This is a genomic window from Nostoc sp., assembly GCF_036919595.1.
GTDB lineage: Bacteria > Cyanobacteriota > Cyanobacteriia > Cyanobacteriales > Nostocaceae > Nostoc.
Genome location: NZ_JBALCO010000107.1, coordinates 64,742 through 78,148, shown reverse-complemented (window position 1 = coordinate 78,148; position 13,407 = coordinate 64,742). Strand labels below are relative to the sequence as shown.

Here is a 13,407-nt window from a genome sequence, read left to right as displayed (position 1 = left end):
CGTGAGCATCTGTGTGCTAGCACTCCTTATAGTCAAATAGCTACAACGCTTATTGTTGGCTGGTGCGCCGCAGGCGCACCCCCTGAACGGTTACGTTACAACTCAGTTGGCAGCAACGACTGAGGCGACCTCTACCAGATAGTCTTAAGTTTGCATTACATAATTTTGACCGAATTTGGATAGCTGATGGGTCAACATTAGAAGCTTTATTTCGGAAGCTAAAAAGCCTGGAAGACTTAAAAACAGGACAATTAGCCGGAAAAATTTGTACAGTTATTGATTTGGTTACTCGTTTACCCGTTGAAGTTTGGTTTCATACTAATCCCGTAGCATCGGAGACGAACTTTGTTCGCGCAGCGTCTCCCTTTGGGAGAAGCGTCATTACTAAATTTACTACTTGCTAAAACTCTGATTTTACTTATTACCTTAACCTCTCACGGATGCAAAACACCTGGGATTGTCGTTGGGTGACAGGGCTTGTCTTGCACTGGGACACGTGTTGAAGCTTCCTGTTATCACGGCAGATGAAGCATGGGCTGCTATTGACACCGGGATTGATACTACACTAATTCGTTAACTTATGGAACAGTATCACAATGTAATAAGCTGTTAGTTATCTGCTCAACTGCATTGGCACAAGATGTCAATTTTCGTAGCATTATTACCTCTTATGGTTCTGATACTTGCATCTCAGGTTATGTCTGGCGCGAAGCATTTCCAGGAGATCATGTCTGTGTGACAAGGGCAGTGCGATCGCTTTAATTCCTGGTATAGAACCCATTTGATATCTTTGAAGCGATCAAGTAGAATCAACGGAAATTAGGTGCATTTAAAGTTCAGGGTTGAAAATGGGGTATTCAAGCGATTTGACAGACGCATAGTGGGAAACTAATTGAGCCATTATTGCCGACTAAGAAGAAAACTAGACCCCCTCTGTGGACAAAGCGGCAAATTCTTGACGGTGTATTTTATCAACATAGGATAGGCTTTCAGAGCCTCTATTTCCGTTTTTATAGGGATCTCGGCTCAATGCTATGAAAAGTGAAAGTTGCCCTTTCTCCAGTATTAATGATTTTCGGTAGACCGAAAAGTTTTGCGATCGCTCTTTTGTGAATCCCTCTCTTCTTACACACGATTATCATTCTTAATAAGATAGTTTTAAGTATTTTAACTTATTGACAAAATGCGCTTTATATTAGATTCCCCGATGGTTAAGGTTAGAACTCTTTATCAAAGTCAATTTTTTAACGTAGACGCAAAGCGGCTTGCCGCAGGCTACCGCAGAGGCATCGAGAACACAGAGAGAAAAAAAATGCTTAACTGAACTGTATTGCCTTAAATTTATTACAAAAATAAATTCTTTTGAAAATGAAATTCACCCACCCCCAGCCCCTAAGAGCAGCCTCTTAGTGGCTGGGGGTATATATGTTTAATTGCCCGGACTATTATCCCAAATTTCAAATCCAACGCTCGCGGACTTGCTCTAAGCAAACGCAAGAGCATCTTTAAGAGTTGCCATGCCGCAGGCTTTACGCTGCGCTATCGACAATTCCATGATCCAAAATTGCTTGGCTTCCACTTGACTCCACAGGATGACGCTAGCTAAACAAGCGATTAAACTATGGGTAATATCAAACAATTGTTGCTTTTAGCACCACTTACATAAATTTAATTTCATTGTTAAATCTAAAATCTTATCCTGCTGTATAAAATACCGATTATGTCAGTGTATCAAGGAAGTTGTGGGGAGACCGCCGATATGATTATTGGTGTTCACAACCAAGAAAACCACGAATTACAAGCAAATTCGGCTCCTGTAGGTGCTCTTGCCACAAGACAAGGAACTTTTTCTACGTTTCTTGCTCCCCTGACTCAGGATACTTTTAAACAGGTCGTTAAGGATGTTGAGCAAAAATTACAGATTGTCCATCAAACCCTGTCAATGCTAGATTCTCACGGGTTTGAAACTCTTCTGCAAGAAATGTTGCATTCGATTACCTTGAAAACCGGGGAATTACTAGGGGCAGACCGGACAACGATATTTTTATTGGATGAAGAAAAACAAGAACTCTGGTCAATTCTGGCTGAGGGGGAGGGCGATCGCTCTTTAGAAATTCGCATCCCCGCTGATAAAGGCATTGCTGGGGAAGTCGCCACCTCCAAGCAAGTTATCAATATTCCCTTTGATTTTTATAACGATCCGCGATCGCATTTTGCCCAAGAACAAGAAAAAAGAACCGGCTATCGCACCTACACTATGCTGGCTTTACCATTGTTGAATGAACATGGACAGTTAGTTGCGGTAGTACAATTACTAAATAAATTAAAATCTGATAATAATCCCGATGCTTCACTTGGACAGCGCATTGATACCAAAGGTTTTATCTGTGCTGACGAACAATTATTTCGAGAATTTGCCCCTTCGATTCGCCTAATTTTAGAATCCTCGCGCTCTTTTTATGTAGCCACCCAAAAGCAAAGAGCAGTGGCGGCGCTGATGAAGGCGATCAAGTCCCTCTCTCAAAGCAGTCTCGACTTAGAAGACACCCTGAAGCGGGTGATGGATGAAGCCAAGGAACTGATGAATGCCGATCGCAGTACCCTATGGTTAATAGACCGCGATCGCCATGAATTATGGACGAAAATCACCCAGGATGATGGTTCAACTAAGGAGTTGCGAGTCCCCGTAGGTAAAGGCTTTGCTGGTCTAGTAGCTGTTTCTGGCAAAAAACTAAATATTGCCTTTGACTTGTACGACGATCCTGACTCGGAGACAGCCAAACAAATTGACCAGCAAAATGGCTATCGTACCTGTAGCTTGCTTTGTATGCCAGTATTTAACGCCGATCAACAACTGATTGGCGTTACCCAACTCGTAAATAAAAAGAAATCAGGAGATTTTCCCCATTATAATCCAGCTGATTGGCCGAAAGCTCCCGACTGCTTCCAAGCTAGCTTTGACCGCAACGATGAAGAATTTATGGAAGCTTTTAATATTCAAGCGGGAGTAGCGCTGCAAAATGCCCAGTTGTTTGCCACAGTCAAGCAACAAGAACAAATGCAACGGGATATTCTGCGTAGTCTTTCCAATGGAGTGGTTTCCACTGATAAAACTGGATTAATTATCGCCGCTAATGAAAGTGCTAAACGTTTGCTAGGACTGGGGCCAGAAGACCGTTTAGAAGGTAAATTAGTTACTGATGCGATCGGCATCAAAGAAGGTGACTTTAGCAAGTGGTATCAGGATGCTTTACACGCAGTTGACTTAAAAGGTCGCCAGCAATATTACCCCGATCGCACACTTTTAAGCACTAGTATCAAACAGCATAGTATTAATTTATCGATTAATACAATTGCCGATGTTAGCGACCAAGAGCAAATCTGTGGGGCGCTAGTGGTGATGGAAGATATCAGTGATGAGAAGCGGCTCAAGAGTACGATGTACCGCTACATGACCCAAGAATTAGCCGAAGAATTACTGAAACTAGATGACGCTAAACTAGGAGGCGATCGCAAAGAAGTTTCGATTTTATTTTCCGATATTCGCGGCTACACCACTTTGACAGAAAACTTGGAAGCAGAAGAAGTGGTGAGTATGCTTAATGAATATTTTGAATCAATGGTGGAGGCAGTCTTTAAACATAAAGGTACCCTTGACAAATACATCGGCGATGCCATCATGGCTGTGTTTGGTTCTCCTCTACCATTAGAAGAACACGCTTGGATGGCAGTGCAAACATCCTTAGAAATGCGCGATCGCCTGCACGAATTTAATCAACGTCGCTACGCAGCTGATAAGCCCGGAATCAAGATCGGCATTGGCATCAATTCTGATACCGTGATTAGTGGGAATATTGGCTCTAGTAAGCGGATGGAATTTACCGCTATTGGCGATGGTGTTAATCTTGGCTCCAGACTAGAAAGTGTTAGTAAACAGTATGGTTGCGATATTATTATTAGCCATAACACTTTTAAACCATGCCAAGATCATATTTGGGCTAGGGAACTAGATTACATTCGTGTCAAGGGCAGAAATGAGCCAGTAGCCATATATGAATTACTAGGTTTGCGTTCTGATTCCATTGAAAGCGAAAAACTACAAGTGATTGAGCACTATCATAAAGGGCGCGAGTATTACCTCAAGCGGCAGTTTACCTTTGCTAGAGCTGAATTTGCCAAAGTTTTGGCCGCAGACAACCATGATAAAGCTGCTATGTTGCATCTGTTGCGTTGTCAGCATTGGTTACAATCACCTCCAACAGATTCAGATTGGGATGAAGGAGTCTGGACATTTCAGGAAAAATAAGTAGCCTTGCTAAATTGACGGCTGAAGGATGGCTGACAAGACCCGAAGGATATCGGCAACTCAGTAAAGAGTACTGTTAACTATTATTTTTGGGAGGTATCCCCCACTACATAGGCTAATAAGAGGTTCGTAGTAAACGTTTTGTTGATTTGAAATGGGTTGTTAATTTCCGCCGCGCTGTACTAGTAAGTCTGTAGATATCAGATATAGGGTACGATCGCCTCTGGCGGACGCTTTGTGCCATCGCTCTTTTGTTTTCCTCTCTACGAGACGCACTGTTAGGTCGCTTGAATGCCGCAAGGAGCGTGTTTGCCTCAGCAAGATAGAGGCGATTGCCTACGGCACGCTACGCGATGGCAACGAGAACACCGCAGGCATCGCACATATCTAATTAGGGGGCTTTGGGTTTAACGAACTTGAGGGTCATGCGATCGCTCTCCCCAATGGCGAGGAAGCGTTGCCTATCCTTTTGTCCTTGGCTCAAGGTCGGAGGTAGTGTCCAGACTCCACCTGGATAGTCTTTAGTATCCTTTGGGTTGGCGTTAATCTCTGATTTGCCCACCAACTTGAAGCCCGCTTTCTCCACAGCAGCAATTACCTCATCAACAGACATATAGCCAGTTTTGATACTCTCTTGCAAAGAAATACCTGGTTTGGCACGGTGTTCTTCCACTCCCAGGATGCCCCCCGGCTTGAGTGCTTTGTAAGCCGCCGCGTAAACCTGCTCGGCATATCCAGCCTTAACCCAGTTGTGAATATTACGGAAGGTAAGAATCATGTCCACGGAATTGTCTGGGGCTAGGGTAAGTTCATTTGGGGGATTAATTTCAACGACTTTGACCTTACCAAAAATCTTTGGCTCACCTGCTAGCTTCTGTTGGAAAGCTAAAGCCGATTTACTCGTGCTGGGAGCAAAGTTGGTTACTATGAATTGTCCCTTTTGCTGTAGAAACGGGGCGAGAATCTCGGTATACCAACCACCCCCTGGCCACAATTCAACTACAGTCATATTCGAGCGTAGACCGAAGAATTCAAGAGTTTGGGCTGGGTGACGGTACTTATCTCGGTCACGATTTGTAGCAGAGCGATGACTGCTGGTAAGTACAGTTTGGAGCGTGGTTGTGTGGTCAAAAGTTTTGGCTTGTTCGCTCTCGTCGGCTAAAACACTGGTGGGCATTATGAATGCCAACAAAAAAAAACCTAGAGTTAGGGCTTTTAGCAAGCCTTGGTGGCGGGTGGGATTTTTGGCAAATTTCATAACTGTTTTTTCTACTTTCCGCTTCAGCATAAAGGCAAATAGAGTTCTCATAAATGGTGAGTATTGCACACTTTTGTGCTATTGTTTCTGACAAAACTGAAGGGAATCCAATGTGATGCGATCGCTGATAAATTTTCCTCTTGGAATCGAGGGCGATCGCAATCAAGAAGTTTATGCATGGCTCTGGGTTTGAGTATGAGTAACTGCTAGACTGATTGATTCACCCAATAAGGTGAGTATTTAGCCTTTTTACTAATGCAGTATCTGCAATTGCAAAGATGACAACATCTTTACCAATGCTCCAAAGAGCGGATAATGCAGACTTTTATCCAGCGATGTTGTGGAAATTATGCAAAAATTAGCTAAATAATAAGGTTTGACAATTTTTTTAGTGACACATGATAACCAGATTCTTGATATTGCCGATCACATCGTCTATATGGAAGATGGTATTGATGTCAGGGTAAAAGTGAACGCTGCTTAATCTAACCAATTTATAACCGTCATTCTGATATTCTTCCCCACTCCAATATGACTCAGTTAATCTCGCCACCCCAAGAACCGATTGATGGTGCTGTATCGGAGAAAAAAAAGGTGAAGTGGTGACACAGGGTTCGCCGAGTCAGATTAAAGCTGCTCAACCCGGTCAACTTGTGGAGGTTGTAACCGATAAAACTCAAGATGCCAATGGCACTAACCTCTTGGAAGTTGAATAGCGAACCACCGATTTTACAGATGTCAAATTGTTTGGTGCCATTAATTTCTACTCTGGATTGCTGGAGAACGTTTTGCTTTGCAACACCACGATGCCGGATGGCAATGTCATCACTGAAGAGACTTATTGGGAAGCCTGAATGATGGTAGGTTTCTGTGGTTGCTAGCAAAGAAGAAACTAACGCATCTCCCTTGCTATTGCAATCGATATTGCTTAACCAGTTGCTTTCGATATAAAAAAATTGAGTATTTCTAATAGGTAAAATCTATGTAAATTACTTTTTTAAAAATCTTAATATTTCTCAACTAAGTTTAAAAAATCTTGGGATTGGATTAAGAATGAATTAAGAGCGATCGCTTTGTTAAGGTTAGTTGATATTTCTTGTCAAACAGCGGAAGAAGTTAGAAACTAAGAATACAACACATGCAATTATTTTATGACTGCTATTTCTAGCCTTGAATTCAAACGACCAATTTGGCAAACTGCGATCATGTTGACTTTGGGCTTTTGGCTCAGTGCTAGTCTAGTTTTAGACTGGGTAATTATGCCTAGTCTTTATCTTTCTGGGATGATGAGCCAAGCAGGTTTTACGACAGCAGGCTATACGATTTTTTGGAACTTCAATCGGATGGAATTATTATCTGCTGCTGTAGTATTGACTGGGGCACTAGCTTTAGGCAAAATCCGATATCACTGGCGTATTGGCAGTATTGTTTTATCTGGGCTGCTACTAACTATAGCTATGCTTGACACCTATTTCTTAACTCCGCAAATGTGCGCTATAGGAGTTCAACTTAACCTATTTGAAGCTGCTGCTGCTATTCCATCGACAATGAATTTACTACACGGCAGTTATTGGGTACTGGAAGTAGTTAAGCTGGTGGCTGGTGGTACACTTTTAAGCTGGTGCTGGCGGGAGCAATTTTAAGTAAATGACGAAGTATAACAGTGAGATTATTCACTTCTAAATCTCACGTCAAAGGCGCAAAGAAATTCTTTGCGTCTTTTTGCTACATATATATTATGGGTTAATGAATGCGATGTCTATCACGGGCTACGCCTACGCGTACAACTTTGTATTTATATTTGTGACTTTTAAAACTTGAGATTTTTATGGTAAATTGCTACCATCAAATGATTCACTCATTTATAAGTGTAATTTAATAAGCAGAGAACATTATCTTTTACTGTACATTTTCAGTCTTTCAGGACATCTGAACAAATAAATACTAGAAGATTATATTAATTAGTTTTCACATTTACTTTATTGATTTATCATGAAGTTTATATATTTCTGCTAACTTTTTTTAAAAATTATAGTAATCTGAATTTTAGTGAGTACGTTACTTGTTATCTACCATCTAGCTGAAAATAGCTATTTTGCAGGTATGTACTAACAATCAAGAATATCGCTGTAAGTTATTGAATTTGTCACTCCAGTGTAGGGTGACTATTTAGCCCCACACAACATTAGAACCCGTTTCCAGTGCTTATGAAGAGATTCCCTTCTGCTGATTTGGTCGCCTGTGCATCTCACCACACACCATCATGGCGGCAATTATCAGCTAACTCATTCTTGATTGGAGGTTACCATTCTTGTTGTGCAAGTGATAATTTTGCCCAATCCCAACACTAAGAGTTGCTTTACAATCACAAACCTAAGTAAGACATTGAACTCTTTATGGGGGATTAAAGACTGAGGACTGGGAAGATTTGGATGGGGATTAGAACCCCAACCAAGTACAAAAGTAAGAATTTCTTGCCAGTACTTAGTTGCGGAGCGCCCATTCCTGAGAGGCCAGCGCAGTGAGGGAGTGCGGTCTTCTTCCTACAGGAGAAACTGCCGAAAGGGTATCCTGACTAGAGCGGACTGGCGTCAAGTGGCATGAGACGATGCCGCGCATAACGCAGCCTCAACTCTAGAAGTTCCCCTGAAGAATAAACTTCTAGCAAAAGTGCCGACGACTTTCGTCACGGCTACAAAAACATAGTTCGTCAGCGCGGACTTAATGCCTAAAAGCTTTGAGCAAATCCCTTTACGTCTACATTCTTGTAGGTTTTGGTCACTCTAAACTTTAGCATCAGGGGCAAAACAACTTTTGTAAAATAACTAAAGTACCTGCAATTTTAGGCTGCAAAATACGGATAACAATGATACTTTTGTGACTGATGGGCGAGAGCCAATGGTGTGTGCGTCACACTTGAGCTACTGTTAGATCGGCTAGATTAGCGAAAGATACAGAAAACCAATCTAATTTTTGAAATACTATATCCTGGCAACCAGTCAGGCGATTTTGCTATTGGGCTATAACATGAATTGGTTTAGTTGTAATTCGTGCCTTATAGCTTAACAGAGATTGGTGAATTAGGAGTTGGGGGGTGTGGAATCTCTGTACTAACTCAAATGTGACCGCTATATTTATCTGATAGTACTTCCAACAAAGTCGTGGTGAATTCCGATAAGGTAATTCACTAATTTTGCCTGCAAATGTTAATTTTATTCCAGAGCCATCCCGATGAAGACACTTCCGATTAGTAGATACAGATTTTTCCAAAAGCTCCAGCCTTTACCTCTGTTGAAAAAAATCACTGGTAAGTCGGTTACTGGTTGTTTGCAGGTGTTTAGCACGTCAGGCTGTTGGTCTATATATGTGGACGAGGGTAAACTCATTTATGCCTCCTACTCAGAGAAAATGTTTGAGCCGCTTTACAGGAATTTGCAACGCTTGAGTCAGGAAATTTCTACTCTCCCTGGTGGAATCAAAGAACAGTTGCGGGCGATATTTGAAACTGGTATTGAAAATCAGGCAATACCAAATCCAGATTATCTGGCTATTTGCTGGTTAGTCAATCAGAAATATATCAGTCCCTTTCAAGCGGCGATACTGATAGAGGAATTGGCGCTAGAAGTTCTGGAGTCATTTCTTAACTTAGAAGAGGGGAGTTATGAATTTATTCCTGAAAGCTTTCTGGATGACATGCCAAAGTTTTGTCATCTAAATCTCCGCTTACTAGTTGAACGATGTCAAACACCCCGAAGCGTTGGTGTCTCTGAAAGAGAAGCCTCTGGTAGAGAAGCGACTTATCGTCAGACATCACCAACTTCTCAATCGCACCCCTCACAATTGTTCCAAATAAATGAGTTAAAACCTAAAACTACACCAAAGTCGTCTAGAACAAGCAGCTATAAACCACCAGCCTACTCTATTAATACTAATGAACATAGGGATCACCGAATCACCCAACCACCTGTTGATAAAAAAGTCTACACAATCTTTTGTATTGATGATAGTCCTACGGTATTGAATGCTATTAAGAGTTATTTAGATGAGCAAACCTTTTATGTTGTCGGAGTTACAGATTCTTTAAAAGCTTTAATGCAGATTATTCGTACAAAACCCGACATAATTTTGTTGGATATTTCAATGCCTAATTTAGACGGATATGAACTCTGCTCTTTACTGCGTAAACACTCACATTTTAAAAATACACCCGTGATTATGGTGTCAGGAAAAGTAGGATTTCTAGATAGAGCTAAAGCTAAGATGGTCAGAGCATCAGGCTATTTAACTAAGCCTTTTTCACAAGGTGATTTACTAAAAGTAATCTTTAAACATATTATTTAATTTACTATTATAATAAATAACTCAATGAAAACCAATATATTTTTTTGAAGATTTAAGGTTGAGTATTACCTGGATTGCTACTATTGTAGTTATAGAATATTGTCTGATTAAATTGAAATTAATTAGTCATTATCTCAGCGCTCAGGATAAAATGTAATTAAAGTAATTAGTGCTAAATAAGCTCTATAAATAATCTTAGAAGAAAAGCCGGATGCGATTGTTACGGATGTAGTAATACCAGGAATAAGTGGATTTTAATTGTATCGCTTCATCAAAAAAATCCGACCAATCAAAAAGCAATACGCTTGGGTTAGCGCCAAAAACCTAGGACTTAGGGAAAAACTCTCTAAAACTCTTATTCCTACCCTGCGGGAAGCCGCTGCTGCGTCTATGTGTCCTTTGCGACGGCAGTCGCTTATGGGGGAAACCCCCAGACGCTCTCTACGAGACGCGCAAGGGACGCAGGCTCGCTACCGCTGCGCTATGCGCTAAAGCGTCTCTCCTTCTTCACATTGGGAGAGGCTAACGCCTGCCGTAGGATGCCCAAAGGGTTGTAGGAAGAAGACCGCGCTGCCTCCCCTTTGCTCACTACGAAACTTTTTTTGGGTTGAAATTGACAACTTTAATAGCTCTGAGGAAGTGATGCCTCCCCCAGTATTTCCAAAAGCGATCGCTCCATAACTTTACTGACAAATTTATTACCTTGTAAGTTGAGGTGAATGTGATCGTGATACAAACCTTGCGGGTTGGTAGTTGAATTGAATAGCGGTAAAAAATCTATATAGTTAATTTGCTGTACTTTGGTAAAATCGTTCAAGCGCTGCCGTGCTCTAATTTCGTAATCGCGGGGGCCTGGTTCACCAATTTCTCGCAGTAAGGGAGTCATGACTAGTATAAATTGGCTGTTGGTTTGGCGAGTCAGGGCTTGAATTTTGCTGATCGCCTCTAGATTAATCCCAACGCGATCGCCTGCTTCATTATGCACTGCTTTCATTTCCGGAATTGGCTTTTGCTTGACGATATAACGTTGCCACACTTCCACTAATGCCAGGGGAGGTTTACTGTCGGGATAGTTGCGATCGCGTCCTACCGGTAAGGAAGTGGGAGGAGTAGCAAACAAATCATCGGTATTAATTAATAACACTACCACCTGCGCGTTAAAATTGCTAAACTTCTGTAAATAAGCTAACTCGTTCCTTGGTCCCCAAGAGTTAGCTGAAGCATTCAGCACTTCTATTTCCTGATAATTACTATTAGTGAATGATGCTAGAGAACGCATCATCATTGTGGATATTGTATTAGTCTGATCTGTCCACCAGCCACCATTAGCAATAGAATCCCCTAACAGTAAAACTCTCAGCCCAGAAGGTGCAGGTATCTTTTTGATCGGACTACCTCGCATAGAATACTCATTAATTTCAATGCGATTACCAAAACGACGGGTACGCTGGTTAGGAGCCAATAAATAACCAATCTGCTCATCGCCAATGTAAATCAGGGGATTACCAAAGCCAAAGAGCGATCGCAGTCCGATCTCGACTACCACAAACAATCCCACAACCACCGCCAAAATTACGATCAGCGCCACTTTCACCTACTCACACCCTTTTATACCGGGTTGCTTTTCAATGATCGTAACTGACGCATTGGGCATTGGAAAGAGGCAGAGGGGCGGCGTGCAGAAGGGAAAACTTTTTCCCCTGCTTCTTCCCGACTTCCCAGGCATCTGACTAAGCGGATTAATATGTATTGAAATGTGTTTAATAAAGTTTAAAAACAGCAATTATATGCTTATTAACTGTCTATCTAATAGTTTACCAACGTTTTGATATATTTGGGCTACTTTTGTGTAAAAGTATAGCAGTGTTTTCTAATGATCTAAAATTGTATTACAGGTATTACTATTGCTACAATTTTGAGCGTTTGATCAATTAATTTCGCAAAACTTCGCAATTTTTTTTTCGGGGGTAGGGTAGGATGATCAAAATAGTCACACGGAAATATTTAGGCAAACAAAATGTCTATGACATTGGGGTTGAGCAAGACCATAATTTTGCGCTCAAAAATGGCTTAATAGCTTCCAATTGCTTCAATAAATCCCATTCGACTGCCTATGCTTATGTAACTTATCAAACAGCATATTTAAAAGCTAATTACCCATTGGAATATATGGCGGCACTGTTGACGGCGAATAGTGGCGATACAGATAAGGTACAGAGATATATTACTAACTGTACTAATATGGGTATTTCCATAGATCCGCCAGATATGAATCGTTCTGGTGTTGATTTTACACCGACAGCGGGAAAGATTCTGTTTGGATTTTCGGCGGTGCGTAATGTGGGACAGAATGCGATCGCCTGTATTTTGGAGGCGAGAAATGAGACAGGATTTAAATCCCTTGCTGATTTTTGCGATCGTGTCGATTTACGTGCTGTTAACCGCCGCACTCTGGAATCGCTGATTTACTGTGGAGCCTTTGACAAAATTGCACTAAACCGCCAACAGTTAATTAACGACTTAGAATTAGTGTATGATTGGGCACAATCTCGCGCTAAAGATAGAGCCAGTGGTCAAGGGAATCTCTTAGATTTATTAGGCGACGGATTTTCTTATACTCAGAATAAAAAAGCCAATAATGCCTTTGAAACTGCTCCCAAATCTAAACCTGTGATGGATTTTACCCCACAGGAAAAGTTGCAAAAGGAGAAAGAATTATTAGGCTTTTATGTATCAGATCATCCCCTGAAATCCTTACGGCAAATATCACCACTTTTAACTCCAATTAACCTTTCGCAACTGGGAGAACAAAAGGAAGAAATAAGGCTTTGTGCAGTTGTCATGTTGAATAACGTGAAAAAAGTGGTTACTAAAAAAGGCGATCAGATGGCAATTTTGCAAATAGAAGACTTAACTACACAATCAGAAGCTGTAGTTTTTCCTAAAACCTATGAACGCATTAGTTCCCTACTCCAAGTTGATACTAGATTGATTATTTGGGGAAAAGTAGATCGACGCGACGAGCAAACTCAATTTATTCTAGAAGATGCAGAACCAGTGGAAACAGTGCAAATGGTGATGGTGGAATTAAATCCCCAGCAAGCAGGTAATATCGAAGAACTACATCGGTTGAAAACAATTTTGCAAGAACAGTCAGGAGACAAAGAAAAGGCAAAAATGCCAGTGATTGGAATTATCCAAACTGAAAATTCTCGTAAACTTGTTCGCTTGGGTTGGCAATTTTGCGTACAAGATTCTAGAATAACTGTTCAAGCTTTGCAAAACGCCAGTTTTCCTGCTCATATAAAATCGTTAACTGGTAGCTGACGCCAAAAGTGAAAAGTTCACTAATACTGAAAAGCAGCTAAAAAGTCAGTTTTACTGAACTGTCAACAGTAAATAGACTTAAGTACATAGGATTCTGCTCAGTTTTTTAGTTACTTCTGCGGATGATGATTTCCAGTAGAAAATAGTATCTTTTTATGCCAAGGGACTTAAGGCT

The 13,407-nt window shown here is 41.2% G+C and carries 10 protein-coding genes; 5 read left to right on the top strand and 5 right to left on the bottom strand.

What is annotated here, in order from left to right; genetic code table 11:
• Positions 1-630 precede the first annotated feature (630 nt).
• Entirely contained in the window at positions 631-762 is a 132-nt protein-coding gene (locus V7K21_RS16930; RefSeq protein ID WP_335176130.1) for a hypothetical protein, read from the top strand.
• A 721-nt stretch (positions 763-1,483) separates the two neighbouring features.
• On the opposite strand, the gene V7K21_RS16925 is transcribed toward V7K21_RS16930, so the two are convergent.
• Positions 1,484-1,639 (bottom strand): hypothetical protein, encoded by a 156-nt coding sequence (locus V7K21_RS16925; protein WP_335176128.1) that lies wholly within the window; start codon positions 1,637-1,639, stop codon positions 1,484-1,486.
• Positions 1,640-1,720: 81 nt separating this feature from the next.
• Between V7K21_RS16925 and V7K21_RS16920 the strand changes: the two genes are divergently transcribed.
• Positions 1,721-4,306 (top strand): GAF domain-containing protein, encoded by a 2,586-nt coding sequence (locus V7K21_RS16920; protein WP_335176126.1) that lies wholly within the window; start codon positions 1,721-1,723, stop codon positions 4,304-4,306.
• A 391-nt stretch (positions 4,307-4,697) separates the two neighbouring features.
• Here V7K21_RS16920 and V7K21_RS16915 read toward each other — a convergent pair whose 3' ends face one another.
• The 3 genes from V7K21_RS16915 to V7K21_RS16900 all read right to left on the bottom strand — a co-directional run bounded on the left by V7K21_RS16915 (position 4,698) and on the right by V7K21_RS16900 (position 6,448).
• Complete coding sequence (locus tag V7K21_RS16915) at positions 4,698-5,615, bottom strand: class I SAM-dependent methyltransferase (RefSeq protein ID WP_335176124.1); 918 nt, start codon at positions 5,613-5,615, stop codon at positions 4,698-4,700.
• Positions 5,612-5,743 carry a hypothetical protein gene (locus V7K21_RS16910; RefSeq protein ID WP_335176122.1) on the bottom strand — a complete coding sequence of 44 codons (132 nt, stop codon included), beginning with the start codon at positions 5,741-5,743 and terminating at the stop codon, positions 5,612-5,614. The genes V7K21_RS16915 and V7K21_RS16910 overlap by 4 nt, the downstream gene beginning before the upstream one ends.
• Positions 5,744-6,100: 357 nt before the next feature.
• On the bottom strand, positions 6,101-6,448 hold the full coding sequence (locus tag V7K21_RS16900) for a hypothetical protein (protein WP_335176120.1): 348 nt from the start codon (positions 6,446-6,448) through the stop codon (positions 6,101-6,103).
• Between the two features lie 267 nt (positions 6,449-6,715).
• Here V7K21_RS16900 and V7K21_RS16895 point away from each other — a divergent pair, with 267 nt between their 5' ends.
• The gene (locus V7K21_RS16895) at positions 6,716-7,207 is read left to right on the top strand and encodes a hypothetical protein (protein ID WP_335176118.1); all 492 of its coding nucleotides are present in this window, start codon (positions 6,716-6,718) and stop codon (positions 7,205-7,207) included.
• Positions 7,208-8,795: 1,588 nt separating this feature from the next.
• Positions 8,796-9,905 (top strand): response regulator, encoded by a 1,110-nt coding sequence (locus V7K21_RS16890; protein ID WP_335176116.1) that lies wholly within the window; start codon positions 8,796-8,798, stop codon positions 9,903-9,905.
• A 622-nt stretch (positions 9,906-10,527) separates the two neighbouring features.
• Here V7K21_RS16890 and V7K21_RS16885 read toward each other — a convergent pair.
• The gene (locus V7K21_RS16885; RefSeq protein ID WP_335176114.1) at positions 10,528-11,499 is read right to left on the bottom strand and encodes an SGNH/GDSL hydrolase family protein; all 972 of its coding nucleotides are present in this window, start codon (positions 11,497-11,499) and stop codon (positions 10,528-10,530) included.
• A 383-nt stretch (positions 11,500-11,882) separates the two neighbouring features.
• Between V7K21_RS16885 and V7K21_RS16880 the strand changes: the two genes are divergently transcribed.
• Complete coding sequence (locus V7K21_RS16880) at positions 11,883-13,232, top strand: helix-hairpin-helix domain-containing protein (protein WP_335176112.1); 1,350 nt, start codon at positions 11,883-11,885, stop codon at positions 13,230-13,232.
• Positions 13,233-13,407: the final 175 nt, after the last annotated feature.